This window comes from Sphaerisporangium sp. NPDC005289, from assembly GCF_040607455.1.
GTDB lineage: Bacteria > Actinomycetota > Actinomycetes > Streptosporangiales > Streptosporangiaceae > Sphaerisporangium > Sphaerisporangium rhizosphaerae.
In genome coordinates, this window is sequence record NZ_JBEXGS010000001.1 from 70,147 (window position 1) to 97,113 (window position 26,967).

Consider the following 26,967-nt stretch of genomic DNA (forward strand, 5'->3'; position numbering starts at 1 on the left):
CGGACGCTCCGCCGGGCCGACCGGCAGGCGGTGGCGGCGAGGCGATCCCTCTTCGGTCAGACCCTCCAGCGTGCGGGGCCGCCGGGGGCGGGCTGGTAGCGGAACAGGCGGCCGGTGCGCAGGGACGCCCGCAGGTGGGCGCCGGCCAGCGGCGCGACCGACTCCACCCGCTCGACGGCCGCCCACAGCGTCCGGGTCGCGTTGACGCGGGCGCGTTCGGCCTCGCCCGCCTGGGCCCGCGGCCGGCCGCCCAGGCCGGTGGCCCGGCGCAACTCGCCCACCAGGGCCGTCCGCTCCTGCTGGAGGGCCGCCGCCCGTTCGGAGTCGCCCACCCGGTCGGCCTCGTCGAGCCGCCGGTCGAGCGTCTCCAGCCGCCGCCGGTAGGCCGCACGGGCGGCGTCGTCGAGCACCGGGTCACCGCCGGGCGCCCGCAGGCCGGCGCCTCCCGCGACGAGGTCCAGCGCGGGGATCTCCCGGCCGGGCGCGGCCAGCAGCGCCCGCAGGTAATGCATGCCGCGACCGTCGCGCAGCCGGGCCGTCTCGGCGCCCGCCTCCAGGCTCCAGCCGTCGCCGTCCCGGCGCAGCCGCCACTCGTCGGCCGGGGGCTCCAGCGTGGCGAGCAGCCCGTTCATGCCGAGACGCCCGGCGATCGAGCGGGCGCGGGCCAGGTCGTCCGCCGCCCGGTCGTGGTCGCCTTCGCCGCCGCGCGCGGTCATGGCCTGCGCGCGGGCGACCAGTGTGCGGGCCAGCCAGGGCAGCGCTCCGACGCGCCGCTCCAGCGCGGCGGCGGCGTCCAGGTGGCCGACCGCCTGGTCCGGCCGGCCGAGCCGGGCGGCGAGCCGGCCCAGGTAGTCGTCCACCGGTCCGGTGATGGTGTTGGCGCCGCCCCAGACGACCAGCCGTCCCTGGTAGGGCAGCAGCGCCTCGTACAGCGCCTCGGCGGGCGCGGGCTCCCCGGCCAGCGACGCCACCACGGCGAGGTCGGCCGCGACGCCCAGCCAGCGCGGCCCCGATCCGGCGAGCACGGCGGGCAGCAGCCGCTCCAGCTCCAGCTCCGCCTCGACGCCGCGACCGGACTCGGCCAGGGTGCGGGCGGCGGCGGCCTCGAAGAAGTGCCCGGGCAGCCGCCGGGCAAGCGCCTGCCACGGTTCCACGAGGTCGGCGGCCTGCCCGCGCAACGCGGCGAGGCTCGCGCGCAGCGATCCGGCCAGGCGGCCGGTGTCGTTCAGCCCCGCCCGGCCGCCGCGGACGACCACCTCCCGCGCCAGAGCCTCCGCCGCGTCGAACCGGCCGCGGATCGTGGCCAGCATCGACTGGCGGGCGAGCACCACCACCGCTGCCTCGGCGTCCCCGGCCAGCTCGCCGGCCCTGGCGTACGCCGTGAGCGCCGCCTCGGCGGACGCGAGGTCCCCCAGCTCGCACAGGGCGGTGAACCGCCAGAACAGCCCGCGTCCCTCGACCACCGCGTCACCCGCCCGCCGCGCCCGCTCGATGATCTCCGAGGCGGCGGCCAGTCGCTCATCGGCGGCGGCCGGGTCCCACAGGGCGTGCAACCGGCAGTCGAGGACCTCGGCGAGCGTGCCGGGGTCGCCGGCCGTCCTGGCCAGCGCCACCGCCTCGCCGATCAGCTCCCGCCGGCGGACCGCGGCCGAGGCGTCGCCCAGCAGTTCGCGGGCGAGCCGCGCCAGCACCCGGGTCCGGGTCGCGGGCGGGAGCGGACGCCCCGCCGCGTCCTCCAGGACGCGGATCAGGCCGACGTCCAGGTCGAGGAACGACGCCCCCGACGGCGCGGCCAGTGCCACCTGGGCCACCGGGTCGTCGACGGCCGGCGAGCCCGCGAGTCCGGCGGCGAGGGCGAGGGCGGGACCGGGGAGGCCGCCCGAGGCCAGCCACACCGCGTGGACCGCCTCGGCGGGCAGGTCCGCCACCAGCTCGGCGAGCTCCGGTTCCGCGAGGCCGCCCAGGCGCAGCTCCGGCGTCAGCCCGAGAGGGTCTCGCGCGGTCACGACCAGCGCGGTCGCGCCGGCCCCGAGCCGGGCGGCGAGCAGGTTCAGCAACGCCACGGCCGGCGCGCCGTCCCGGTCGGCGTCCTCCACCAGGACCAGGCGCGGTCCGCCGCGAGCGATCAGCCGCGCCACCTGGTCGAGCTCCGCCAGCCCATCCCCCGACGACGTCCCGCCCCCGTCCGGACCGCCCCCGGAGCCGGGAGCGTCGTGCGTGCCGAGGTCGTCCAGCAGACGGGTCCAGAAAGGCGGGGCGGAGGCCGGGTCCGTCGCCGCGGCCCGGATGACCGGGATGCCGCGGGCGCGGGCCAGGCGCGCGGCGGCGCCGGTCAGCGCCGTCTTGCCCGAGCCGGGCGGCCCGCTGACGACCAGGTGCCCGCCGGTGCCGGCCGCGGCCCGGTCGAGCAGCCGCTCCACCGCGGCCAGCTCTCCGCGGCGTCCGATCAGGGTCACCTCCGCAGCGTACCGACCGTCCCGGGCCCGATGACCTGCGCTTCCCCTCCGCGCCGATGCCGAGGGCCCCCTGGCGAACGACGGCGGGCCGTGGCCGGGATGAGCGATCACCCATGAGAGGTCCGGACCGGTCGGACCGGCGAGCGCCTGGTGAGGAAATACGCGAAAGGGAGTGATGTGGCGAAGTACCGCAAGTAGCATCGCGGGCGTGCGAATGAGCCATGTCAGCCACGTTGCTGTCAGCGTCGTCATGGCCGGAGCGGTTCTGGCCGTCCCGGGAAGCGCCCAGGGGGCCGCCGGGCCGGGCAACCCCGCGGGCCGGGCCGTGGTGCCCGCGGACGGGAAGGCGATCGACACCTCGCGTCCCGACCGGGTGGTGGGAAACGGGACGCCCGCGAGTTGCACGTCGGCCGCGGTGGTGGCGGCGGTGGCCAAGGGAGGGCTGATCCGGTTCGCCTGCGGGCCGAAGGCCGTCACCATCGTGATGCGGGCCACGGCGAAGGTGCGCAACACCAGCAGGCGCGTGGTGCTGGACGGCGGCGGAAAGGTGACGCTGAGCGGTGGCGGAACGCGGCGGATCCTGTACATGAACACCTGCGACAAGGCGCAGGTGTGGACGACGCCGCACTGCGACGACCAGCAGTGGCCGCAGCTCACCGTGCAGAACATCCGGTTCGCCGACGGGAACGCCACCGGGGAGCGGGCCGAGGGCGGCGGCGGAGGCGCCGTGTTCGTGCGGGGCGGCCGGTTCAAGGCCGTGAACTCCACCTTCGTGCGCAACCGCTGCGATCCCACCGGGCCGGACGTCGGCGGCGCCGCGATCCGGGCGCTGGACCAGTGGCGCGACCTGCCGGTGTACATCGTGAACAGCACCTTCGGCGGGGCCGCCGGGCAGGGCGGCGTGTGCTCCAACGGCGGGGCGCTGAGCGGCATCGGGGTGTCGTGGGAGGTGCTGAACAGCGTGTTCACCCACAACACGGCGATCGGGCGGGGCGCCAACCCGGCGCGGGGCGGCACCCCGGGCGGCGGCAGCGGCGGTGCGATCTACGCCGACGGCAACCGGTTCACCGTGCGCGTCGCGGGCTCGATCGTCAGCGACAACACCGCGCGGGAGGGCGGCGGGGCCGTTTTCTTCGTCAGCAACGACCGGACCGGGACGCTGCGCATCGAGCGGTCGATCTTCCGCCGCAACCGCAGCGCCGGCTTCGAGACCAAGGGCTTCCCGGGCATCTTCTTCCTCGGCGCGGGCCGTCCGCGGGTCGTCTCCTCCACGCTGAGATGAGACCTCCGGCCCGGCCGGTCAGAGGTCGAGCTGGTATTTGACGGTGCGGTGGGTGGGCGCGTACCCGAGGGCGTCGTTGACGGCCCTCATGGGGGCGTTGCCGTCGGCGGTGTCGGTGAGCAGGCCGGCGAGGCCGGGGTGGCGCTCGCGCGCGCCGCGGATCGCCTCGGTCTTCATCCAGCGGGCCAGCCCGCGGCCCCGGTGCTCGGGCAGCACCCCGGTGCCGTAGTGCTGGGCGTCCCCCCTGCCGTCCCCGGGGACCACCAGCTCGGTGAACCCGACGACGGAGCCGTCGGACTCCCGCACGGCGGCGACGGTGTGCAGCAGTTCGCCGCGCTCCTCGATGGCCCGCGCCGCGGACAGCACCCGGTCGGCGTCCCAGACGTCCACCCCGAAGTCGGCCTCACCCATCGGCATGTCGGCCATCGCCCGGCGCGAGGCGGTGAAGGTGTCCAGCAGCTCGCCTGGGACGGCGCCGTCCCAGGACACCAGGCGGTATCCGGGGTGCGGCTTCTCGACCGCCGCGGCCAGGGCCGCCGGGTCGACCCGCTCCAGCGGCAGCCGCGCGAACGTGAGCGTCAGGACGGGGCGGAAGCCGTGCGCGGCCAGGAAGCCCTCGCCGGGCGCACCCTCGGGGACGTCGGCGCTGACCCGGCGGCGCAGGTTCTCCCGGGCCGCGCCGACGGCCGCCTCCAGCAGCAGGCGGCCGACGCCGGCCCGCCGCTCGGCGGGGTGGACGTTGATCTCCAGCTCGGTGAGGTGCCGCACCTCCGGCCGGGCGAACAGCCGCAGGAAGGCCGAACCCACCGGGTTCTGGGCGTCATCGGAGGCGAGCCAGACCAGGCGGCGGCCGGAGGGGCCACGTTCGGGGTCGGCCAGCGGGGTGATGCGAATCGACACGGGGTCTCCGTCGTGGGAAGGGCGTACGAGAGGGGTTCAGGTCGGCCCATGAGTGATCATGCGCGGTTCGCAGAACGTATCCGGGCCCTCCCACCGCCGCAAAGCATTTACCCGTGGTCTTCTCCCCGCGGTGCGACGGCGGACGCCCGGGGCCGGACGGTACCCCGATGCCGGTCGCGCACGATGGAGGCGAAGCGCCGCGCCACCGCGTGCCAGGCCGCGGCGGAGGCCGGCTCGTCGGCGACGGCCGCCGCGTACAGCTCCTCCCGGTCGAACCCCTGGTCGCGCAGCTCCTCGCCGTTCCACTGGCGGATGCGCCGGGGGGTGACCTCGGGGTGGAACTGCACGCCCCAGGCGCGCGGGCCCACCCGGAACGCCTGGTAGGGGCATCTGGCGGTTTCGGCCAGCCATACGGCGCCCGGCGGCAGGCCGGTGATCGCGTCGACGTGGTGCTCGATCGCGGGGACGACATCGGGCAGGCCGTGGAACAGCGGGTCGTCCGCGGCCTCGGGCCTGATGGTGACGGCGGTGCTGCCGTGCTCGGGCGCCCCCGCGTCGGCCTGGACCTTGCCCCCGGCCACCGCGGCGAGCATCTGGCCGCCGAGGCAGACGCCGAACATCGGCACCGACCCGCACAGGGCCTGCTCGACCAGGGAGCGGGTGGCGGGCAGCCAGGGCGCCTTCTCGTCGTCGTCGGGCATGTAGCCGCCGCCGAGCACGATCAGCCCGTCGTGGGCGAGCCGCCCGGGGACGGCGGAGCCGTCGAACGCGGTGACGACCTGCACCGCGACGCCGGCCTCCGCCAGCCACTCACCGAAGCGGCCGGGGCCGCCGTTCTCACCGTGCTGCACGACCAGCACATTTGGCACCTGCGACATGGGCACCGATGCTACCGCCGCCTCCCCACCCCACCGGCCGGGGCGGAGCGGATGCCGTCGAGGATCATCTCGACGGCGCGACCGCGTTGGGCGTCGTCGCGGTACACCCCCGCGGTGACGGCGAAGACGACGCGCAGCACGTCGTCCGCGTCGACGTCCGCGCGCACGCTGCCCGCGCGCTGGGCGCGCTGGAACAGCGGCTCGGCGAAGGCGTAGAGCGCCTTCCTGCTCGACAGGTACACCACCGACTCCAGCGGGAGGACGGTGCTGAGCACCTGCTTGGTGGCCAGGTCTTCGACGAACCGGCGCAGCCAGACGACCAGCGCGGCCCACGGGTCGGGTTCGTCGATCGACTCGCCGAAGCGCACCAGCTCGTCGACCAGCCTGAGGTAGACGCACTCCATGAGGTCGACCCGGGTGGGGAAGTTCCGGTAGAGCGTCGCGACGCCGACGCCGGCCCGCCGGGCGATCTCCTCCATCGGGACGTCCGGACCGTCCTGTGTGTACGCCGCCGAGGCGGCGGCCAGCAGCGCGTCGAAGTTGCGGCGTGCGTCCGCGCGCCGTGGCCGGCGCCGCTCGAGCAGCTCCGCCAGGTCCACGTTGAGGCTCCTCTTGAAGTGATAATCAGCTTCCGGTAATTTGATAGTTGACCTATCAGTAATCTTAGAGCAGCGAGGAACTCCATGCCCGCGAACACGATCACCATCGGCGGCGACCTGCGAGTCGGGCGCGTCGGCTACGGCGCGATGCAGCTGACCGGGAAGCAGGTGTGGGGCGAGTACCCCGACCGCGAGGGCGGCATCGCGCTGCTGCGCCACGCCGTCGACGCCGGGGTGACCTTCATCGACACCGCGGACGTGTACGGCCCGCACACGAACGAGCTTCTCATCCGTGAAGCGCTCCACCCCTATCCCGAGAACCTGGTCATCGCCACCAAGGGCGGGTTCGTGCGCGGCGGCTTCGACTACTCGACGCTCGGCGCCGTCGGCAACCCGGCCTACCTGCGCCAGGCCGCGCACCTCAGCGCCCGCCGGCTCGGGGTCGAGCGGATCGACCTGTACTACCTGCACAGCGGCACGGCCACCGACGCCCCGTTCGAGGACCAGATCGCCACCCTCGCCGCCCTGCGCGACGAGGGGGTGATCCACCACATCGGACTGTCCAACGTGACGCTGGAGCAGTTCCACGCCGCCCAGGCCATCACCCCCATCGCCGCGATCACGGCGCGCTACAACGTCAGCGCCCGGCTCGGCGAGGATCTGCTGCGCGCCGCCGAGCAGAGCGGCGCGGTCTTCTCGCCCTGGCACCCGATGCAGTTCGACCAGGGAGACGACCCGGAGCACGTGCGCGCGGTACTGGAGTCGATCGCCCGCCGGCACGACGCCACCCCGAAGCAGATCGCGCTGGCCTGGCACCTGCACCGTTCGCCGGTCACCCTGCCGATCCCCGGCACGACCACCCCGGCCCACCTCGACCAGAACCTGGCCGCGGCCCGGATCGAACTGTCCGCCGACGACGTGACCGCCATCACCGCACTGGCCCAAGGAGCATGAGGAACAGACCAAGCCGACCTACTTGGTCCACGTGTCCGACGATGCCACCGCCACCGCGACCGGCCTACGGTCTGGGCGGGCGGTCTAGGCGGGCTTGATGGTGGCGAGCTGCACGAGCAGCAGGACCAATCGGTAGGCGCCGGCGAAGTCCGCGGCGGTGAAGGTCACCGTACGGCCGCCCGCGGCGCGGGAGACGCCCGGCACGAGCGTCGCCAGGTCGACCGTGATCGGGCTGTAGAGGTCGACCTCGACGTCGATCGGTCCGGCGATGCTCAGGGGCGCGACCCGCGCACGCCCGGTGATCGCCTCGGCGGCGGCCCGGCGCAGCCGCTCCCGGGCCTCCCCAGGGTGCAGGGCGATGGCGGCGGCCTGACCGAGAGCCTGTTTGACCGCGACGGTGACGGCCGAGGGGACCAGCTCGCCGAGCTCGGCGCAGGCGGTGTCGTCGCCGCTGAGCATCACGACGGGCACGCCGAGATGCCCGGCCATGGCGGCGTTGAGCCCGATCTCCCCCATGGAGCGCCCGTTCACGCGCACGTCGAGGATGTCGCCGCTCATGGTGTGCGCCAGCACGGCCGGGCCACCACCGGCGCGGGCGTGGTAGCCGATGAACAGGGCGGCGTCGGTGTGCTCGTCGAGCGCGCCGAGCATGCCCTGCGGACGCGGCTTGCCGCGGACCAGGCGGGCCCGCCGGTCGAGTTTCTCAGGAAGGATGTTGCGGAACGGCCCGTGGGCGTCGGCGACCCACACCACGGCGTCCGATTCGGCGTCCAGGACTCCGGCGATCACGGCGTTCGCCTCGGAGGTCATCAGGGCCCTGCCGCGCTCGTAGTCGTAGCGGTCCGGGTTGGTCTCGGCGGGATGCACGACCCCCGAGATGCCCTCCATGTCGACGGAGATCAGCACCTTCATGAACCAGGGAGCCTACAGCGGCACCGTGGCCACCGCCGCGGCCCGCCGATCAGAGGTCGAAGTGGGCGACGATGGGGGCGTGGTCGGAGTCGGCGGCGTCGCGGCGTGGGGTGGGGTCCTCGGTGACCGAGGGCAGGCCGTGGCCGACCACGGAGCGGATCTCGGCGACCCGTTCGATGAGGGCCCGGCTGGCCAGGATGTGGTCGATGAGCTCTCCGCGGCCGTTGTGGACGCGGGAGAAGCGCTCGGCCTCGGGGATCAGCGTCGCGAGGTTCCACAGCCGCCAGGCGTCGCCCTTGTCCGGGCGCAGCGTCCCGGCCGTGCCGAGCTCGGACCCGGGCGGGCCGAGGACGATCTGCGTGGTGGCCGCCTGCGGCTCGTCGTTGAAATCGCCCAGAACGACCACCGGCCGGTCCTGCCCGTGGCCGCCGACGAGCCGGTCGGCCAGGCCGCGCAGGGTGGTGGCCTCGGCGGCCCGCCGGTACAGGGCGTAGGCGCCGTACCGGGCGCGCTCGCCCTCGTCGCGGGCCGCGAACCGGCCGCCGGGGAAGCTCAGCAGCTTGGACTTCAGGTGGCAGACCGCGACGGCGAGCGTCGTCCCCGGGCCGGGCTCGACCCGCACGGCGAGCATGCCACGGCTGGTCTGGGCGGTCGCGGGCCCGGTGTCGGCGCTCTGCACGGCGGCCAGCGGCGAGGTGAACGCGGCGACGTCCTCCACGACGGTGAGCGGAAGGCGGCTGAGCACGCCGACGCGGATGCCGCGGACGTCCGGGTGCTGGGACAGGACGGTGTGCCACTCGCCGCCGAGCGCCTCCGCCAGGTCGGCCAGCGCCGCGGGGTCGCCGACCTCCTGGACGCCGAGCACGTCGGGGGCGATGCCGCCGAGGGTGGCGGCCAGCGCCGCGATCTTCGCCTTGTACGCGGCCTCGTCGCGGGGGCCGAACTCCCCGCCGGGCCGGTAGAGGTTCTCCAGGTTCCACGTGCCGACGACGACCATGACCGCTCCCGTTGTGAACGCGGACGGGAGCGCTCCCGTGGCGCGCTCACCCCCCGTGGCGCAGGCGGGAACCGGACCCCTCCCCCAGTGATCGCGGGCTCCGGCGACCGCCGCCCGCCGCTCCACTATGACCGCTGTCGCACCGCTTGGCCATCGGTTCGCGTGACAAGGATTCGACCCAAGGAATCCGGCCATACGGTTCATATCACGCAAATCGGGCATGGGGCGGGTAACCCAACTCGGCCCTCTCGAGGAGGCCCAATGCTCACGCTGACAGAGACCGCCGCCAAGGTGATCCGCGACCTCAACACCCAGTCGGGCGAGGCGACCGACAAGGGTATCCGCATCTCCTCGCAGGGCGAGGACGCCGGCTCGCTGATGCTGTCGGTCGCCGACGGGCCCGAGAGCTCCGACAAGGTCGTCGAGAGCGAAGGGGCCAAGGTCTACCTCGACCCGGTGGCCGCCACCGTGCTCGACGACAAGGCGCTGGACGCCAACATCGACGACCAGGGCGGCATCTCCTTCCACGTCGAGGACCAGCCCGCCTGACCGTTCGGCGCCCTGGCCGACCCCGAAACTTTCACCCGCGGGCCGGACGGTCACGTGCGGTGTCCGGACCTACCACCCTTTCCGACCTGTGCGTTCGCATGAACGGCCGGGTTGTGTCCTATCGGCTCCAGTCCGCTCCCCGAACCATGGGCTTGTCCCTTTCGGTGATGCTCCGTAACTTTCGATAGGAGTCGCGTCCCCGTCCGGGCGGAGCACGGTCACCGGGCCCGCCGGGCGGCCGGCGATCGTCCCGGCCCTCTGACGGGCCGGGCGCCGAGAGAAGACCTCCGGCTGATCATCGGGAGCCGTCGCCGGATGGTGGGGCCTCGGTGGCAGGTGCGTCCCCCTGCCACCGAGGCCCCGGTCTCGGGCCGGCGCGGGGGGCGCCGCTCGGGGGCGCCCCCCGTACCGGGTTCCGCTCCTAGGAGGAGTAGACCTCGAACTCCGACAGTTGCCCGGCCGGCCAGCCGGTGTTCCCGGTGAAGGTCAGCCGCAGGTGGCGCCGGTCGGCGGCCGGGAAGGTGATCGTCACGGTGTTGCCGGTGGCCGGGTTGAAGGTGTAGGCGGCCGGGCCGGCGAGGGTGCCGTACGTGGACCCGTCGGTGGAGCCGAGCACCGCCACGGTCTGGCTGCGGGTCGCCCAGGACGCCGACGGGGGCAGCTTCAGCACCACCCTTCCGACGCTGTAGGCGGCGCCGAGGTCGACGGTGACCGACTGCGGCCAGGCGTTGTTCACGCTCTCCCAGTAGGTGCCGGTGTTGCCGTCCACCACGTTGGCCGAGCCGTACACGTCCGCGTGCCCGCTCTCGCTGGTGGCCTTCCCTCGGGCGAGGTTGCCCGCCGGCGGGGTCGGGGTGGGAGTGGGTGTCGGGGTCGGCGTGGCGGCGGGCCCGCCGTACACCTCGAAGGAGGACAGCTGGGCCGCCGGCCAGCCGGTGTTGCCGGTGAAGGTCAGACGGAGGTACCGGAGGTTCGCCGGGGTGAAGGACACCGTCGCCGTGTTGCCCGACGCCGGGTCGAACGCGCGGCCCGCCGCCGCCGACAGGGTGGTGAAGGTGCCGCCGTCCGCCGAGCCCTGCACCGCGACCGTCTGCGTGCGGGCGGCCCAGGCCGCCGCCGGGGGCAGCTTGAGCGTCACGCGGTTGACCGAGGCGACAGCGCACAGGTCGACGGTGATGGACTGCGGCCACGCGTTGCCCGGGCTCTCCCAGTAGGTGTCGGCGTTGCCGTCGACGGTGTTGGCGGGAGCGTAATTCTGCACCTGCCCGGTGGCGGTGACCGCCTTGCCCCGCGCCAGGTCGCCGGTGCCGGGCGCGCACGGGGTGGGCGTCGGCGTCGGGGTGGGCGTCGGGGTCGGGGTGGGAGTGGGCGTCGGGGTGGGGCCGGTCGGGGTCGGGCTGGGCGTGGTGTTGCCACCGCCGCCCGGGTAGATGTAATTCGGGGCCGGCCAGCCGCCGCAGAACGTCGAGGTGGGGCTCCACCCGGTGTTGCCGCCGCCCTGGGTGATGGAGAAGCCGCTGCCGACGCAGTTGTGGACGCTGACCCCGGCCCCGATGTGCGCGGCGCTGACGTTGGTGAACGTCGTCCTGGCCGCCGCCTGCGCCTGGATCATGTAGGTGCCCGTGCCGTCCACCCGGACGCCCGAGAAGTTGACGGTCTGCGTGCTGCCCTCGATGAAGTGGATCGCCGCGTACGAGCTGTCGAGGATGTCGGTGTCGGTGACGTTGATCGTCGCGTTGACCGGTTCGTTGAGCGCGTCGAACCAGATGGCGCCGACGCCGAAGTTCCAGTTGTAGTCGGAGTTGCCCGCCCGCAGCAGGGTGTTGCGCGCCACGGTGTGCGTGCCCGCCACCGCCGTGCCCGACCCGGAGTTGACCCCCGGGTAGCGGTTGGCGACGTGGATGCCGCCGCCGTTGGTCACGGTGTCGGTCACCACGTTGTCGGTGATCTTGATGTCCCGCCCGCCGTAGGTGACGATGTTGTTGGCGAGCACCGGCGCGACCACGGTGTTGTGGGTGAAGCTGTCGTTCACGTTGGCCACCCGGTCCGGCCACATCGCGAGCCCGTCGTCGCCGGTGTTGCGGACGAAGGTGTTGGTCACCGTCGAGTTCGTGACCCCGGTGTGGAAGTTCACCCCGTCGGCGGTCTGGTCGAGGATGCGGCTGTTCCTGATGGCGAAGCCGTCCATCGGGCCGTCCATCCAGGCGCCGACCTTGGTGTGCTGCATCCACACGTTGTCCACGACCGAGTTGGTCATGGCGCCTCCGAGGGCGTTGACCTGGTCGTCGTCGACGCGTTCGGTGATCTCGCCGATGATGGCGAAGTCCCGCAGCGTGACGTCGCGGCTGGGCCCGCCGGCCTCGTGCGCGCGCACCGGGCCGGTGTACCCCCCTCCGGCGACGTACTTGCCGTAGACGCCCACCGCGCGGTTGCGCTGGGTGGGATGTCTGCCGGTCAGCACGCTGTACCAGGGCCCGGCCCCGGCCAGGGTGACGCCGTCGACGACCACGTGGTCCCACAGGGTGTAGGTCCCCTCGGGAATGTAGACCACCTTGCCCTGGGCCTTGCCCGCGTCCACGGCGGCCTGGAAGGCGGCGGTGGAGTCGGTCGCCGAGTTGCGCGCGGCGCCGAAGTCGTCCACCGACAACGACCCCGCCGGGCGGCCGATGGCCGCCGGGACGGCCTCGAAGTCGGCCAGGTCCACGGTGATCGGGATGCCGCCGGTGTGCTGGACGCGCACCTTGGTCCCGGCGGCCAGCGTCGAGCCGAACCTGGTGCGGGCCTCGTCGTAGAAGTGGTGCGGGTTGCCCGCGCCGGGGTTGTTGCCGAAGGGGTAGCCGCCGTAGTACCAGCCGTACCGGGAGGTGAGCGGCAGGTCCTTCAGATGGGCGCCGTTGACCCGCACGTCGGCCGTGGTGTCCTGCCCGGTCCCGGCCGCGTTGTCCGGGACGCTGTAGCGCACCACCATCGCGTTGGCGGGCTTGGTGAGGGTGAACTCCACGTACTCGCCGGAGGCGTCGAGGGTCACGGCGCGGCGGCCCGACGCCTCGGACGGCAGGTGGGTGTAGACCCGGTCGGGCCCGATCACCTGGCCGTTGGTGGCGGCGTGCGCGGAGTCCTCGGCCTCGAACTCGGTGAAAGGAACGGTGGCGCCGCGCCCGGCGAAGTCCCAGGGGGTGTCCACCGCCGTGGCGGCCACGGCACCGGGTGACAACAGCGGGACCGACAACGTCCCCGCCGCCAGTGCCACGGTGGTGGCGATCGTCCAGGCGCGCAGCCTGCCCGTTTTCTTCATCGACGGACCCTTCTGCGGAAGCGAAGAGCCGGGACGTTTCGCGGTCAGGGACGCGCGGACCGTCGCTTGCCCGGCGGAACTGCCCACACCATAAGATGACAGACAGATAACCGCAATGTTCTGACTAAAGCCTGCAATGTTACGACTGTGTCACGGCATTCGCCGGGAGAGTCGGCCCCAGGAAGGACACCAGGGACCCTCCGGGATGCTCTTCCCCCACCCGCCGCAAACCGTTTGCAGATGACTGCCGTATATTTGCGACCGTGACAAGCGACAATGCGGCATCCCGTCCGAAGGGCGGCCTCGCCGCCCGCCCCACCGACGGGGGAAAGCCCGTCCCGCTCGACGGCGCCGCCGCTCGTCCGGGCGGCGCCGCGGCGGCGCGGCGGTCCGACGGCGCGGGGTCGCGCTCGGCCGACGGCGCGGGCTCCCGCGCGACGACGCGCCGCCTCGCCGAGGTCGCCCGCAAGGTGGGGGTGAGCGAGGCGACGGTGAGCCGCGTGCTCAACGGCAAGCCCGGCGTCTCCGACACCACCCGGGCCGCGGTGCTGACCGCGCTCGACGTGCTCGGGTACGAGCGGCCGACGCAGTTGCGCGGTGAGCGGGCCCGCTTGGTGGGCCTGGTGCTGCCCGAGCTGGGCAACCCGATCTTTCCCGCGCTGGCCGAGGTGGTCGGCGGCGCGCTCGCCCAGCGCGGCTTCACGCCCGTGCTGTGCACCCGGACGGCGGGCGGGCTGTCGGAGGCCGACTACGTCGAGATGCTGCTGGAGCAGCAGGTCTCGGGCATGGTCTTCGCCGGCGGGCACTACATGGAGGCCGACGCGCCCCACGAGCACTACCTGCGCCTGCTCGACCGCCGCCTGCCGGCCGTGCTGGTCAACGCGGCGATCGGCGAGCTGAGCTTCCCGTGCCTGGCGACCGACGACGTGGTCGCGGTGGAGCAGGCCTTCGGCCACCTGACCTCGCTCGGGCACACGCGCATCGGCATGGTCCTCGGGCCGCGCGACCACGTCCCCTCGCGCAGGAAACTCGCCGCGTTCCAGGCCGAGGCGCGCCGGGCCGGGCTGGAGGCGGGCCGCGACACCATAGAGCACAGCCTGTTCTCCCTGGAGGGCGGCCAGGCCGTGGCGACCCGGCTGGTCAAGAACGGCATCACCGGCATCATCTGCGCCAGCGACGTGCTCGCGCTCGGCGTGCTGCGCGCGGTGCGCCGGCTCGGCATGTCCGTGCCCGAGGACGTCTCGGTGGTCGGCTACGACGACTCGGCCTTCATGAACTGCACCAACCCGCCGCTGACCACCGTGCGCCAGCCCATCGAGGCAATCGGCAGGACGGCGGTCACGCTGCTGGTCAACCAGATCGACGGCGGCTCGGTGACCGCCGAGGAGCTGCTGTTCGAGCCCGAGCTGGTCGTGCGCGGCTCCACCGGCCCCGCCAAGACGCGCAACTGACCCCGCCGACCCGCCGACCCGGCGCGCCCGTCCTCGGCGTCCACGTCCACGCACCGAACGCGTGTGACGTCAAGGTGACAAGAGTGTTGCCGCAGGCGGCACTGTCACTTTTTTGCATCGGGCTCGTATGACTCTTGCTGGGATATGTCCGCCTCTATATGTTGCTCCCAACCGGTTCACGAAGCTGTACCAGAACTTGGGCCTCGTAGTCGGGGGCAGTCCAGGAGGGAACATCCATGAAACCCCGCAACCTCGCGATCCTGCTGAGCGCAGGGATCGCGCTCGCCGCCGCCGGATGCGGCAGCGACGCCGGCACAACCCCTGACGCGAAGTCGTCGCAGGGCTCAGCGGCCGCCAACGCCCCCGTGACGATCACGGTCGGCTGCAAGCCCCCGAAGAACAACCCGAAGGAAGCGGCCCAGTGGGACGCGGACGTCGCGGCGTTCCAGAAGCTGCACCCGAACATCACGGTGGAGGGCAAGGACGCCTTCCCGTGCATCGTCCCCGAGACCTTCCAGGCCAAGCTGGCCGGCGGGGAGATGGAGGACCTCTTCTACGTCTACTACACCGACGTCCAGAAGATCATCGCCGCCGGTCAGGCCGCGGACATCACGCCCTACCTCGACAGCGTCCCCGCGCTGAAGAACATCCGCCCCGACGTCATCAGCGTCTTCAAGAGCGGCGAGAAGATCTTCGGCCTCCCGAGGGTCAACTACTCGACGGGCCTGGTCTACAACCGCAAGCTGTTCACCCAGGCCGGGCTGGACCCCGACCAGCCGCCCAAGACCTGGACCGACGTGCAGGCCGCGGCCAAGAAGATCGCGGCGCTCGGGCCCGGCTACGTCGGGTACGGCGAGTACAGCGCGGGCAACACCGGCGGCTGGCACTTCACCTCCTCCATCTACGGCCGCGGCGGCGACGTCGTCACCCCCGACGGCAAGAAGGCCGCCTTCAACAGCCTGCAGGGCAAGGCGGTGCTGGAGAACCTCAAGCAGATGCGCTGGACCGACGACAGCATGGGCACCAAGCAGCTGCTGCGCTGGGAGGACCTCATGCGCATGATGGGCAGCGGCAAGCTGGGCATGATGATCGGCGCCCCGGACGTGGTCAAGGAGGTCAACAACACCTTCAAGGGCAAGTTCGACGACTACGGCGTGGCGGGCATGCCGGAGGCCACCACCTCCCTCAGCGGCGGCGACGGCTACATGTTCAACCCCAAGGCCACCCCCGACCAGATCAAGGCCGGTCTCCAGTGGCTGGAGTACAAGTTCCTGACCCCCGGCCAGGGCCAGTTCAACTTCGAGCGCGCCAAGGCCGACGGGCTGCCGGTCGGACTCCCCGACATCGACCTGTTCGGCGACACCGAGCCCGGTAAGAAGATCCTGGAGCTGCGCAAGCAGTTCGCGACGATCCCCGTCGAGCACTTCCAGCCCTACATCGACGCCAACTCCGCGGTCCAGTTCAAGTTGGAGCCGCCGAAGGCCCAGGAGATCTACGCGGTGCTGGACACGGCGATGTCGGCGGTGCTGACCAGGCAGGACGCCAACGTCGACCAGCTTCTGTCCGACGCGGAGAAGAAGGTCAACAACATCCTGGCCAAGTCGAGCTGACCTTGGCCCGCCGGGGCGCCGGCCCACCGGCCGGCGCCCCGCCCACGCACTATCGCGATCGGGAGTACAGATGACCACGACGGCCGTGGCAGGATCACGGCGCCGCCCCCCGGGGGCGGTGCGGCGAGGCGTCCGCCGCAACCTGACGGCGTACGGGTTCCTCTGCGGGGCGCTGATCTGCTTCGCGTTCTTCTCCTGGTACCCGATGGTGCGGGAGATCCTGCTCAGCTTCCAGAAGACGAACTTCGTCGGGCCGCCCGACTGGGTCGGCCTGGACAACTTCCGCACCGTGACCGAGGACTCGGCGTTCGTGCCGGCCTGGCTCAACACGGCCGCCTTCACCGGGCTCGCGCTGGTCGTCGGGTACGCCGTGCCGTTCGTGGCGGCGATCGTCCTGAACGAGCTGCGGCACGCCAAGGCCTACCTCAGGTTCGTGGTCTACCTGCCGGTGATGCTCCCGCCGGCCGTCGCGGTGCTGCTGTTCAAGTGGTTCTACGACCCGGGCCCCGGCCTGTTCAACCAGATCCTGGCTTTGGCGCACCTGCCCGGGCTGAGCTGGCTGGACTCCACCAGCACCGCGCTGCTCTCGCTGGTGCTCGTCTCGACGTGGATGAACCTCGGCACCGGCACGCTGATCTACCTGGCGGCGCTGCAGAGCATCCCGGGCGAGCTGTACGAGGCGGCCGAGCTGGACGGCGCGGGCCTGTTCAAGCGGGTGTGGCACGTCACCATCCCGCAGACCAAGCTGATCCTGCTGGTGATGCTGCTGCTGCAGATCGTCGCCACCATGCAGGTGTTCATCGAGCCGTACCTGCTGACCGGCGGCGGCCCGGAGAACGCGACGGTCACGATCGCCTACCTGATGTACCAGTACGCCTTCAGCTTCGGCAACTTCGGCGGCGGCGGCGCGCTGGGACTCATGCTCATGATCGTGCTGATGGTGTTCTCGGCCATCTACCTGCGCGTCTCGCGGGACAACCAGATCTAGGAGGTGGCGACGATGTCGAGCAGCACAGTGCGTTCGGGCGGCGAGGTGCGCCCGCCGCGCCCCGTCCCGCCACCCGCGCCGGGCGGCGGCGGCGCCGTCACGGCGTCCCCGCCGTCGCGCGGGCGCAGGAAGAAGAAGAAGGAGGCCGCCCGCCAGTTCCGGGGCCTGGTGTCCCCCCAGACCCTCAGCACGACCCACGGGAAGATCATCTACTGGATCGTGCTGGTCACGGTGGTCGTCGCCTTCACCGCGATCTTCGTGTTCCCGTTGTACTGGATGGTCACCGGGGCGCTGAAGTCGCCCGACGAGCTCGCCCAGATCCCGCCGTCGTTCTTCCCGCACTCCCTGGACTTCGGCGTGTACGCCGAAGCGTGGGACCAGCTCGACCTCGGGACGTTCCTGCGCAACACGGTGATCTACGCGGCGGGGGCCTGGCTGTTCACCCTGGCGATCGACGTCACCGCCGCCTACGCCCTGTCCAAGCTGCGGCCCGTGCTCGGCAAACTCGTGCTGGCCGGGATGCTCGCCACGCTGATGATCCCGCCGATGGTGATCCTGCTGCCGGCCTACCTGACGGTGAAGGACCTGCCGATCCTCGGCCTCAACCTGCTGAACACCCCGTGGGCGATCTGGCTGCCCGCGGCCGCCAACGGCTTCTTCATCTTCCTGCTCAAACGCTTCTTCGACTCCATCCCGCGGGAGCTGCTCGAGGCCGCCGAGATCGACGGCGCGGGCCCGGCCCGCATCCTGTGGTCGATCGTGCTGCCGGTGTCGCGGCCGATCATCGGCGTGGTGTCGATCCTGTCGGTGGTCAGCGTCTGGAAGGACTTCGTCTGGCCGCTGCTCGTGCTGCCCGACAGCGACAAGATGTCGATCAGCGTGGGCATCTCCTCGCTGTCGGCGCAGATGCCGCAGAACGTGCTCATGGCGGCCCTGGTCATCGCCAGCATCCCGGCCATCGTGATCTTCTTCGTCTTCCAGCGCAGCATCATGGCCGGACTCACCGCCGGAAGCCTCAAGGGATGACCCGGCGCGCGCCCCACCCGGCCGCGCCCCCTGCCGCGCCCAGAGCACCCACCGCCCGGGCCGTACCCGCCGCGACCGGCGCCCTCCGTCACCGCGGACCGCGCCGGCCGCACACCGAATCTGTAAGGAGAGACTCCAGCATGTCCGAAACGTGGTGGCGGGGAGCCGCGATCTACCAGGTCTACCTGCGAAGCTTCGCCGACGGCAACGGCGACGGCGTCGGGGACCTGGCCGGCCTGCGGTCCCGCCTTCCCTACCTCGCGGAGCTCGGTGTCGACGCGATCTGGCTCAACCCCTGGTACCCCTCCCCCATGGCCGACGGCGGCTACGACGTGGCGGACTACCGCGACATCGACCCCTCGTTCGGCACCCTGCCGGAGGCGGAGAAGTTCATCCAGGAGGCGCACGCGCTGGGCATCAGGACGATCATCGACATCGTGCCCAACCACGGCTCCGACCAGCAGGAGTGGTTCCGCCAGGCGCTCGCCGCCGGGCCGGGGTCCCCCGAGCGGGCGCGCTTCTGGTTCGCCGAGGGCCGGGGCGAGCTGCCCCCGAACGACTGGCGGTCGATCTTCGGCGGTCCCGCGTGGACCCGGGTGCCGGACGGGCAGTGGTACCTCCATCTGTTCGCCCCCGAGCAGCCCGACTTCAACTGGACCAACCCCGAGGTGGTGGAGGAGTTCCACGACATCCTGCGGTTCTGGTTCGACCGCGGGGTGGACGGCATCCGCATCGACTCGGCCGCCGTGCTGTTCAAGGACTTCGACAGCGTCGAGGAGTCCTACACCGACCACGACGCCGTGCACGAGGTGTACCGGGGCTGGCGCAGGATCGCCGACGAGTACGGCGAGCGCATCCTGATCGGCGAGGTGTGGCTGCCCGACCAGGAGCGGTTCGCCCTCTACCTGCGTCCCGACGAGATGCACACCGCCTTCAACTTCGACTTCATGGCCCGCTCGTGGGAGGCGGCGGAGCTGCGCGCGTCGATCGACCTGACGCTGGCCACGCACGCGACGATCGGTGCCCCGCCGACCTGGGTGCTGTCCAACCACGACGTGCCCCGGCCGGTGACCAAGTACGGCAGGGCGATCACCTCCTTCAGCCACGCCGACCGCAGGGACGGCATGGCCTCGGACCTGGCGCTCGGCGAGCGCAGGGCCAGGGCCGCGGCGCTGCTCGCCATGGCGCTGCCCGGCGGCGTGTACGTCTACCAGGGCGAGGAGCTGGGCCTGCCGGAGGTGGAGGACATCCCCGCCGAGCTTCGCCAGGACCCGATGTGGACCCGCTCCAAGAACACCGTCCCCGGCCGGGACGGCTGCCGGGTGCCGTTGCCGTGGTCGGGCGCCACGCCCCCGTTCGGCTACAGCACCGGCGAACCGTGGCTGCCGCAGCCGGCCACGTGGAAGGACCTGACGGCCGAGGCGCAGAACACCGACCCCGACTCCATGCTGTGCCTGTACCGCACGGCCCTGCACATCCGGCGGGCCGAACTCGGCGACGGCGCGCTGCGCTGGCTGGAGGCGCCGGAGGGCGTGCTGGCCTTCGCCCGGGAGTCCGGGCTGGCCTGCGTCGTCAACCTGAACGCCGGGCCGGTGCCGCTGCCCGCGCACGAGAGCGTCCTGCTGGCCAGCGGCCCGCTGGACGGCGAAGTGCTGCCCTCCGACACCGCCGTCTGGCTGCGGCTGGCCGAGACCGCCGGGTAGGCCCTGGCCGGCGGGTCGGCCTTGCCTGGCCGGCGGGTAGGTCCTGGCCGGCGGCGGGCCCCGGGCTCAGCCGCCGGCCAGGCAGTCGCGCAGCGCGGAGACGAGCCCGCGCGCCCGCGCGTCGCCGTGGCCGATCATCCGGTTGGCGACGTAGGCGAACCCGACCCCGTACTCGTCGTCCCCGAAGGAGAACTGGCCGCCCGCGCCGTCGTTGCCGAAGCTGCGCGGGCCCAGCATGGGGCGAAACCGCGGCGCGTCGAGCAGGAATCCCGACCCCCACCGGGCTCCGACGTCGGGGAACCCCGACCAGGAGGCTCCGGCCGCCTGCTCGCGCAGGGCGCCGGTGAGGGTGTCGCGTGTGAGCAGCCGGGGCGAGCCGTCCAGGCCGGTCGCGGCGGCGGCGTACACGCCGGCCAGGCCGCTCGCCGACGCGACGGCCCCGGCCCCGGGGATCTCGGCGGCCAGCAGCGCGGGATCGTTCCACCCGTGCGGCTGCTCGAGGCCGGGGAAGGGGATCGCCCCGTTCATCGTCACGATGCGCACCGGCAGCGACTCCGGGCCGGGCATCGCCGGCCTGCCCTCGGCCTCGGCGAGCCGGGCGATCGTGGGCAGTTCCTCCTGGGGCAGGCCGATCCACGCCCGCAGGCCGAGTTCGTCGCCGACGGCCTTGCGGAAGTACGCGCCGGGGGTGAGCCCGGTGATCCGCCGGATCAGCTCGCCGATGAGGAACCCGAAGACGTGGCCGTGGTACTCGTGCGCGGTGCCCGGCTCCCACAGCGGCCGCTGCTCCTCGATGGCGTGGATCACCGGCGTCCAGGCGAGGATCTCCTCGAAGCTCAGCACGCGATCGAGGACGGGCAGCCCGGCGCGGTGCCCGAGCACCATGCGCGGCGTGATGGACTCCTTGCCGCCGCGGGCGAACTCCGGCCAGTGCCGGCTCACCGGGGCGTCGAGGTCTAGCCGCCCCTCCTGCGCCAGCAGATGGGCGCAGAGGGCGACGACGCCCTTGGTGCAGGAGAACACCGGGACGATCGTCTCCCGCTCCCAGGGCCGGCCGTCGCGCTGGTCGGCGACGCCGCCCCACAGCTCGACGACCTTGCGCCCTCCAGCGAAGACGGTGACCGCCGCGCCGAGTTCGCCGTGGCCGGCGAAGTTGCGGAAGAAGGCGTCGGCGACCGCTCCGAAGCGTTCGTCGGCCGCTCCGCCATGCTTCATGGTTGTCATGGCGGGGAACGCTACATTCCCTTGGTAGATTAGGCAACCACCTAGAGGGTCTAGGAGAGTGAGGTGGCGGATGGCACGTGCCGGACTGACGGCAGAGCGCGTGACGCGGGCGGCGGCCGACCTGGCGGACGCCGTCGGCTTCGACAACATGTCGGTCTCCGCGCTCGCGCGGAGCTTCGGCGTCAAGGACGCGAGCCTGTATTCGCACGTCAAGAACCTCAAGGACCTGCGGGAGCGGGTCGCGCTGCTGGCCGCGGGCGAGATGGTCGACCGCATCGCCGCGGCGGTCGCGGGGCGGGCCGGGCAGGACGCCCTGGCCGCCTTCGCCAACGCCTACCGTCAGTACGCTCTGGCCCATCCCGGACGCTACGCCGCGACACAGGTCTCCATCGACCCCGCCGTCCTGGCCGGTTCGGCGGCCTTCGCCCGCAACGTGGAGCTGACCTACGCCATCCTGCGCGCGTACCGGCTGTCAGAGCCGGACCTGACCGACGCGGGCCGCCTGCTGCGCAGCACCTTCCACGGGTACATCACCCTGGAGGCCAACGGCGGGTTCACCCACGTGCGCGACGTCAACGCCTCCTGGGACCGGGCCATCACCGCCCTGCACTTCCTCCTCCAGAACTGGCCCGCCACCCACCCCCACACCGAACCCTGACCCACCGACCACCCGCCTCCCGAACAGCCGGCCCTTCGGGGGTGACGGCCCGGCTTCGCCGGGTGCGATGGCTCTCTCCGCCCTCACTGGACCCTCCCCCGGCGCCGGGTCGGCGGGAAGGGGGACGGCGAATCCGGCGCCGTGGTGCGGCGGGAAAACCGGTCAACGTCCCCCGGTCAGGGGGTCAGGCGAACAGGCCGGTCTCGTGGCCGTCGTCTCCGGTGGTGCCCGGCTCGCCGGCGAGGCGGGTGTAGTGCTCCACGGCCGACACCGGCTGCCCGACGCCGTTGGACAGCGCGAAGTAGCCGCCGTCCACGCTGATCTGCGTGCGGTGGGCGCGCAGCGCCGCGGTCTTGGCCGGGAGGTGGGCGACCGCGTCCACCCGCGTGGTCACCTGCTCGTCGGGCACGCCGAACCCGAAGTCCTCCACCGCCTTCAGCCGTTCGAACGGCCCGGCGTCCACCGCCTGCTCCAGCACCGACAGCGGCGTCGCGGTGGCGTAGAACCGCGACGGCGTCCACGGCTCGCCCTCGCCGAAGCAGGGGTCGGCGGCCTTCTCGAAGGCCCGCCACGCCACCCGGTGGGCCTGGATGTGGTCGGGGTGGCCGTAGAAGCCGTCGGCGTCGTAGGTCACGATCACCTGCGGCCGCACCTCGCGGACGATGCCGACCAGCTCGGCCGCGGCCAGGTCCACGTCGGCCTGCCAGAAGCAGGCCGGGTCGTCGTTGGTGGGCGCGCCCATCATGCCCGAGTCGCGCCAGCGGCCCGCGCCGCCGAGGAAGCGGTGGTCGCGCACTCCCAGCGCCGCGCAGGCCCGGGCGAGCTCGCCCACCCGGTGCTCGCCGAGACGGTCGTCGCGGTCGGCGGCGAGGTGGCGCAGCTCGGCCGGGATCACCTCGCCCTCCTCGCCGAGCGTGCAGGTGACCAGGCAGACGTGGGCGCCCTCGGCCGCGTACTTGGCCATCGTGGCGCCGGTGCCGATCGACTCGTCGTCGGGATGGGCGTGGACGAACAGAATCCGACGATCGGGCGACATGACCGACCTGCCTTTCCTTTCGTGGCTCCCAGCCGGGTCCGCCGAGGGTTCCCGCGTGCTCCGGGGTGGCGCCTCCCCGTCCGCGGAACGGCACGAGGGGCCCGAATCCGGGACCTTACTCCACGAAGGCGCCGGAACGAACCTTGACCGGCCCCGTGGAGCCCCGCACGACCAGCTCCGGCTCGTACAGCAGCTCCTCGGCGGTGACCGTCGCGCCTTCGATCTGGCTGACCAGCAGGGTGACGGCGGTCCTGCCCATGGCCTCGATCGGCTGGCGGACCGTCGTCAGCGGCGGGTTGGTGCAGTTCATGAACGCCGAGTCGTCGAAGCCGACGACCGAGACGTCCTCGGGCACGGACATGCCGACCCGCCGGACGGCCCGGATGGCGCCCAGGGCCAGCGGGTCGCTGGCGCAGATCAGGCCGGTGACCCCTCGCTTGAGCAGCCGGGTGACCACCGCCTGACCCCCCTCGGGGGAGAACAGGGTGTGCTCCACCGTGTCGAGGCCGGCCTCGAACCCGGCCTTGCGCGCCGAGGCGGTGAACGCCTCCAGCTTGCGCCGGGAGGGGATGTGGTCCTCGGGACCGAGCACCAGGCCGATGCGCTCGTGCCCGAGCGAGGCCAGGTGGCCGTAGGCCTGCTCAACGGCGACGGCGTCGTCGGTGGAGACGCGCGGGAAGTCCAGGCTGTCGGTGGCCGCGTTGACCAGCACGACGGGCAGCCGCAGCTCCAGCAGCCGGTGGTAGTGCTCGTGGGGCGCGTCGGCCTCGGCGTAGTGGCCGCCCGCGAACACCACGCCGGAGACCTGCTGCTCCAGCAGCATCTCGACGTAGTCGGCCTCCGACAGCCCGCCCGCCGTCCGGGTGCACAGCACGGGCGTGAAGCCCTGCTGGGCGAGCGCGCCGCCGACCACCTCGGCCAGCGCGGGAAAGATCGGGTTGCCCAGCTCGGGCAGCACCAGGCCCACCAAGCGCGCCCGCTCACCGCGCAACTGCGTCGGCCGCTCGTACCCGAGCACGTCGAGCGCGGTCAGCACCGCCGCGCGGGTCGCCTCGGCCACCCCCGGCTTGCCGTTGAGGACCCGGCTGACCGTGGCCTCGCTGACGCCGACCTTCTTCGCCACTTCCGCAAGTCGCCGTGTCACGGCGCAATCATAGGTCGAAATCCTGCAAGTCGCTTGCGTTCGCCTGGTCGCTCAACGACATGCGTCCCAATTGGAACGTCAGCAACTTGCACCCTCTTACAACGGCTTGCAAATTCGGTCGAAGCGCCCTGTCAGCGGAAGATCACGAAGGGCCCGCTCCGCCGGTGACCACGGCGACGACGCGGGCGCCCGGGGCGAAGGCCCCCCGGGCCGCCAGGGCGAAGATCCCGTACATCATCTTGGCGATGTAGACGCGGTCGAGCCGCAGGCCGTGCCGCTCGTGGAAGTCCCCGGCGAACGCGTCGAGCTCGGGGGTGCGCCTGGCGTACCCGCCGAAGTGGAAGCCGCATTCGAGGCTCCAGTTCGACGTGGGCGCGCCGAACGCCTCGCGCTGCAGCCGCTCCACCTCCCCGGCCAGGTACTCCCCGCCCTTCAGCACCGGGAAGCCGACGGCCCGGCGCCCCGGCGGCAGCCCACCGGCGATGCCGGCCAGCGTCCCGCCCGTGCCGCACGCGCAGCACACCGCGTCGAACCCCCCGGCGGCGGCGAGCTGGGCGTCGATCTCGGCGGGCAACTCGGCGCAGCCCCGGGCGGCGAGGGCGTTGCTGCCGCCCTCGGGGAGCAGGTAGAACTCGCCCCACTCGGCCCGCAGCCGGGCGATGGTCTCAGGGGTGTGCTTGGCGCGGTAGGCGGTGCGGTCGAGGTAGGTCAGCCGCATCCCGCGGGCGGCGGCGCCGGCCAGTGCCGGGTTGAGCGGCAGGTGCTCCTCGCCGCGGATCACCCCGATGGTCGCGAACCCGAACCGGCGGCCGGCCGCGGCGGTGGCCCGGATGTGGTTGGAGTAGGCCCCGCCGAAGGTCAGCAGCGTGCCGTGCCGCAGGCGGGCGGCCTCGGCCAGGTTGTACTTGAGCTTGCGCCATTTGTTGCCGGGCAGCTCGGGGTCGAGCAGGTCGTCCCGCTTGAGGAACAGGCGCACGCCGCCGAGCCGGTCGTCGCGGAGCTCCGCGATCGGGCTCGGCGACCGCGGCGCCCCGTCACCCCGCCCGGCGTCGTCGTCCACAGGCCCAGCTTGGCACGCGACGAGCGATGAGAGGGGGTCGGTAGGCTACCGACGGCCCTTCGAAACCTGAGGAGATGCGCGTCATGCGTGCTGTCGATGCCTTCCGCGCGGCCTACGGCCGCGAGCCCGAGCGTGTCTGGCACGCCCCGGGGCGGGTCAACCTGATCGGCGAGCACACCGACTACAACGATGGGTTCGTGCTGCCGTTCGCGGTGCCCTGGGGCGTCACCGCCGCCGTCGCCCTCCGCGATGACGACACCATCCGGCTGCTGTCCCTTCAGGCTTCAGGCGGCGACGAGGCCCGGGTGCCCGAGCCGCTGGTGATCACCGAGTTCGAGCAGGCCGAGGGGTGGGCGCGGTACGTCGTCGGCGTCTTCTGGGCGCTGCGGCAGGCAGGGCACGATGTGCGCGGCGCCGACGTGGTGATCGACGGCGACGTGCCGCGGGGGGCCGGGCTGTCCTCCAGCGCCGCGCTGGAGGTCTCGGTGGCCATGGCCTTGGACGACCTGCACGGGCTCGGCCTGTCCCGGCTCGACCTCGCGCTGCTGTCGCAGAAGGCCGAGAACGACTTCGTCGGCATGCCCTGCGGCATCATGGACCAGGCCGCCTCCGCCCTCAGCCAGGAAGGCCACGTCCTGTTCATGGACTGCCGCAGCCTGGCGACGCGGGCCGTCCCGCTCGATCTGGCCTCCGAGGGGCTGCAGATCCTCATCATCGACACCGGCGTGCACCACGAGCTGGCCGACGGCCAGTACGCCCGCCGCCGCCGCGACTGCGAGAGCGCCGCCGCCCGTCTCGGGGTCAAGGCACTGCGCGACGTCACCGACCTGGCCGCCGCCCTGTCGCGCCTTTCGGGCGACGAGCGCAAGCGCGTACAGCACGTCGTCACCGAGGACCACCGGGTTGAGGCGCTGGTCGGGTTGCTGCGGGCCGGCGCCGTGCGCGAGATCGGCGCCCTGCTCAACGCCTCGCACCTGTCGCTGCGCGACCAGTACGAGGTGTCCTGCCCCGAGCTGGACGTGGCGGTCGAGGCGGCCGTGCGCGGCGGCGCGCGCGGCGCGCGCATGACCGGCGGCGGGTTCGGCGGGTCGGCGATCGCCCTGGTCGCCGACGACCGTGCCGATCAGGTGCGCGAGGAGGTCACCAGGGCCTATCAGGAGCGGGGCTGGGCCGCTCCGCGGTTCTTCCCGGCCAGCCTCGCCCCGGGGGCGCACCGCCTCGCTTAGCGATCGCCCTCAGCGAGCGGAGGCCGGCGGACGCCCCCAGTGCAAGAGGGGACCAGGGACCCCAGTGCGAGAGGGGACCAGGGGACGTCCCCAGCGGGAAGTGAGGCCGGCGGACGCCTCCGGTGCGAAACGAGGCCGGCGGGAGCCGTCAGCGGGTGGCGGGGCCGGTCAGGTCGCGGGAGCCGTCAGCGGGAGGCGGGGCCGGTCAGGTCGCGGGACGCTCTGGCGCTCCCGCGGCCGGCGGGAAGGGTCTGCGGCCCGCGCCCGCGGCGCGGCCGGGTCTCGACGAGGAAGCGTGTGGTGAGGCCGCTGGCCTCAAGGACGCGCCGCACGGGCGAGGAGGGCTCCGCGAGCCGTAGTTCGCCACCCAGCACCACCGAGCGCCGCCGGGCGGCCAGCAGGGCGCCGAGCCCGCTGGCGTCCATGAAAGTGACCTTGGAAAGGTCGACGATGAGCCGCGGGTGCGGCAACTGGAGCAGGCCGATCAGGCGCTCTTTGAGCTCGGGGGAACAGGCGATGTCGATGTCCCCGCTGACGCGGCACACCACCGCGTCGGCCAGGACGTTCACGGACAGGTCCATCACAGGACCTCCAATCGGACGCCGGGCGGTTCGCGGTCGAGCGGACCGCCCTTCTTGCGTCCTTCGAATGACGGCGGCGTCGCCGCCGTCACGTGAGCCTTGCGGCTGCGTGATCAGAGCGGGCGAACCTGCTCCGCCTGGGGGCCCTTCGGGCCGCGAGTCGTCTGGTAGTCCACACGCTGGTTCTCCTCGAGGCTGCGGTAGCCCGCGGCGTCGATCGCGGAGTAGTGCACGAAGACGTCGGCGCTGCCGTCATCGGGAGCGATGAACCCGAAGCCCTTTTCGGCGTTGAACCACTTGACGGTTCCCTGAGCCATGAAACTGATCTCCTCTGAGACGATCTACGAGGTCCACAACGTGACACCCCGAGTTGTTCAGCGACCGACCGCCCCTTGAAACACGTGACTTCGCACGGTGGAACGCCCGCTGTAAGAACTC

23 protein-coding genes are annotated in these 26,967 nt (G+C 72.6%); 10 read left to right on the forward strand and 13 right to left on the reverse strand.

What is annotated here, in order from left to right; all coding sequences use genetic code 11:
* Positions 1-56: 56 nt before the first annotated feature.
* On the reverse strand, positions 57-2,456 hold the full coding sequence (locus ABZT47_RS00235) for an ATP-binding protein (RefSeq protein WP_354834179.1): 2,400 nt from the start codon (positions 2,454-2,456) through the stop codon (positions 57-59).
* 208 nt (positions 2,457-2,664) lie between these two features.
* Between ABZT47_RS00235 and ABZT47_RS00240 the strand changes: the two genes are divergently transcribed.
* Entirely contained in the window at positions 2,665-3,738 is a 1,074-nt protein-coding gene (locus tag ABZT47_RS00240; RefSeq protein ID WP_354834182.1) for a hypothetical protein, read from the forward strand.
* 18 nt (positions 3,739-3,756) lie between these two features.
* Here the strand turns inward: ABZT47_RS00240 and ABZT47_RS00245 are convergent, their stop codons facing one another.
* The 3 genes from ABZT47_RS00245 to ABZT47_RS00255 all read right to left on the reverse strand — a co-directional run bounded on the left by ABZT47_RS00245 (position 3,757) and on the right by ABZT47_RS00255 (position 6,115).
* Positions 3,757-4,638, reverse strand: coding sequence for a GNAT family N-acetyltransferase (locus ABZT47_RS00245; protein WP_354834185.1), 882 nt, complete (start codon positions 4,636-4,638; stop codon positions 3,757-3,759).
* Between the two features lie 107 nt (positions 4,639-4,745).
* Complete coding sequence (locus tag ABZT47_RS00250) at positions 4,746-5,516, reverse strand: type 1 glutamine amidotransferase (protein ID WP_354834188.1); 771 nt, start codon at positions 5,514-5,516, stop codon at positions 4,746-4,748.
* Between the two features lie 11 nt (positions 5,517-5,527).
* Positions 5,528-6,115 carry a TetR/AcrR family transcriptional regulator gene (locus tag ABZT47_RS00255; RefSeq protein WP_354834191.1) on the reverse strand — a complete coding sequence of 196 codons (588 nt, stop codon included), beginning with the start codon at positions 6,113-6,115 and terminating at the stop codon, positions 5,528-5,530.
* A gap of 84 nt (positions 6,116-6,199) precedes the next feature.
* Between ABZT47_RS00255 and ABZT47_RS00260 the strand changes: the two genes are divergently transcribed.
* Positions 6,200-7,069, forward strand: coding sequence for an aldo/keto reductase (locus tag ABZT47_RS00260; protein WP_354834194.1), 870 nt, complete (start codon positions 6,200-6,202; stop codon positions 7,067-7,069).
* Positions 7,070-7,153: 84 nt separating this feature from the next.
* On the opposite strand, the gene ABZT47_RS00265 is transcribed toward ABZT47_RS00260, so the two are convergent.
* Both ABZT47_RS00265 and ABZT47_RS00270 read right to left on the reverse strand, forming a co-directional pair.
* Positions 7,154-7,981 (reverse strand): M55 family metallopeptidase, encoded by an 828-nt coding sequence (locus ABZT47_RS00265; RefSeq protein WP_354834197.1) that lies wholly within the window; start codon positions 7,979-7,981, stop codon positions 7,154-7,156.
* 49 nt (positions 7,982-8,030) lie between these two features.
* Entirely contained in the window at positions 8,031-8,978 is a 948-nt protein-coding gene (locus ABZT47_RS00270) for an endonuclease/exonuclease/phosphatase family protein (RefSeq protein WP_354834201.1), read from the reverse strand.
* A 261-nt stretch (positions 8,979-9,239) separates the two neighbouring features.
* Here ABZT47_RS00270 and ABZT47_RS00275 point away from each other — a divergent pair, with 261 nt between their 5' ends.
* Positions 9,240-9,527: a Fe-S cluster assembly protein HesB gene (locus tag ABZT47_RS00275; RefSeq protein ID WP_354834204.1), complete on the forward strand. Its 288-nt coding sequence runs from the start codon at positions 9,240-9,242 to the stop codon at positions 9,525-9,527.
* Between the two features lie 421 nt (positions 9,528-9,948).
* Here the strand turns inward: ABZT47_RS00275 and ABZT47_RS00280 are convergent, their stop codons facing one another.
* Positions 9,949-12,822 (reverse strand): discoidin domain-containing protein, encoded by a 2,874-nt coding sequence (locus ABZT47_RS00280; protein WP_354834207.1) that lies wholly within the window; start codon positions 12,820-12,822, stop codon positions 9,949-9,951.
* Positions 12,823-13,085: 263 nt separating this feature from the next.
* Here ABZT47_RS00280 and ABZT47_RS00285 point away from each other — a divergent pair, with 263 nt between their 5' ends.
* From ABZT47_RS00285 to ABZT47_RS00305, 5 genes are all read left to right on the forward strand, one after another.
* On the forward strand, positions 13,086-14,273 hold the full coding sequence (locus ABZT47_RS00285; protein ID WP_354834210.1) for a LacI family DNA-binding transcriptional regulator: 1,188 nt from the start codon (positions 13,086-13,088) through the stop codon (positions 14,271-14,273).
* 236 nt (positions 14,274-14,509) lie between these two features.
* Positions 14,510-15,883, forward strand: a complete 1,374-nt coding sequence (locus tag ABZT47_RS00290; protein ID WP_354834213.1) for an extracellular solute-binding protein — start codon at positions 14,510-14,512, stop codon at positions 15,881-15,883.
* A 70-nt stretch (positions 15,884-15,953) separates the two neighbouring features.
* Entirely contained in the window at positions 15,954-16,871 is a 918-nt protein-coding gene (locus ABZT47_RS00295) for a sugar ABC transporter permease (protein ID WP_354834216.1), read from the forward strand.
* A gap of 12 nt (positions 16,872-16,883) precedes the next feature.
* Complete coding sequence (locus ABZT47_RS00300; RefSeq protein WP_354834219.1) at positions 16,884-17,897, forward strand: carbohydrate ABC transporter permease; 1,014 nt, start codon at positions 16,884-16,886, stop codon at positions 17,895-17,897.
* A 140-nt stretch (positions 17,898-18,037) separates the two neighbouring features.
* Entirely contained in the window at positions 18,038-19,600 is a 1,563-nt protein-coding gene (locus tag ABZT47_RS00305) for a glycoside hydrolase family 13 protein (protein WP_354834222.1), read from the forward strand.
* Between the two features lie 66 nt (positions 19,601-19,666).
* Here ABZT47_RS00305 and ABZT47_RS00310 read toward each other — a convergent pair whose 3' ends face one another.
* Positions 19,667-20,824, reverse strand: coding sequence for a serine hydrolase domain-containing protein (locus ABZT47_RS00310; RefSeq protein ID WP_354834225.1), 1,158 nt, complete (start codon positions 20,822-20,824; stop codon positions 19,667-19,669).
* Between the two features lie 70 nt (positions 20,825-20,894).
* Between ABZT47_RS00310 and ABZT47_RS00315 the strand changes: the two genes are divergently transcribed.
* Positions 20,895-21,482 (forward strand): WHG domain-containing protein, encoded by a 588-nt coding sequence (locus ABZT47_RS00315; RefSeq protein ID WP_354834228.1) that lies wholly within the window; start codon positions 20,895-20,897, stop codon positions 21,480-21,482.
* Positions 21,483-21,666: 184 nt separating this feature from the next.
* Here the strand turns inward: ABZT47_RS00315 and mshB are convergent, their stop codons facing one another.
* The 3 genes from mshB to ABZT47_RS00330 all read right to left on the reverse strand — a co-directional run bounded on the left by mshB (position 21,667) and on the right by ABZT47_RS00330 (position 24,722).
* Positions 21,667-22,518, reverse strand: coding sequence for an N-acetyl-1-D-myo-inositol-2-amino-2-deoxy-alpha-D-glucopyranoside deacetylase (gene mshB, locus ABZT47_RS00320; RefSeq protein WP_354834231.1), 852 nt, complete (start codon positions 22,516-22,518; stop codon positions 21,667-21,669).
* A gap of 115 nt (positions 22,519-22,633) precedes the next feature.
* Complete coding sequence (locus ABZT47_RS00325; RefSeq protein WP_354834234.1) at positions 22,634-23,662, reverse strand: LacI family DNA-binding transcriptional regulator; 1,029 nt, start codon at positions 23,660-23,662, stop codon at positions 22,634-22,636.
* Positions 23,663-23,804: 142 nt separating this feature from the next.
* Positions 23,805-24,722, reverse strand: a complete 918-nt coding sequence (locus tag ABZT47_RS00330; RefSeq protein WP_354834237.1) for a pyridoxal-phosphate dependent enzyme — start codon at positions 24,720-24,722, stop codon at positions 23,805-23,807.
* A gap of 83 nt (positions 24,723-24,805) precedes the next feature.
* On the opposite strand from ABZT47_RS00330, the gene galK reads away from it, so the two are divergent.
* Positions 24,806-25,948, forward strand: coding sequence for a galactokinase (gene galK, locus ABZT47_RS00335; protein ID WP_354834240.1), 1,143 nt, complete (start codon positions 24,806-24,808; stop codon positions 25,946-25,948).
* A gap of 185 nt (positions 25,949-26,133) precedes the next feature.
* Here galK and ABZT47_RS00340 read toward each other — a convergent pair whose 3' ends face one another.
* Both ABZT47_RS00340 and ABZT47_RS00345 read right to left on the reverse strand, forming a co-directional pair.
* Entirely contained in the window at positions 26,134-26,529 is a 396-nt protein-coding gene (locus ABZT47_RS00340) for an STAS domain-containing protein (protein WP_354834243.1), read from the reverse strand.
* 113 nt (positions 26,530-26,642) lie between these two features.
* Positions 26,643-26,846 (reverse strand): cold-shock protein, encoded by a 204-nt coding sequence (locus tag ABZT47_RS00345; RefSeq protein ID WP_354834246.1) that lies wholly within the window; start codon positions 26,844-26,846, stop codon positions 26,643-26,645.
* Between the last annotated feature and the right edge of the window lie 121 nt (positions 26,847-26,967).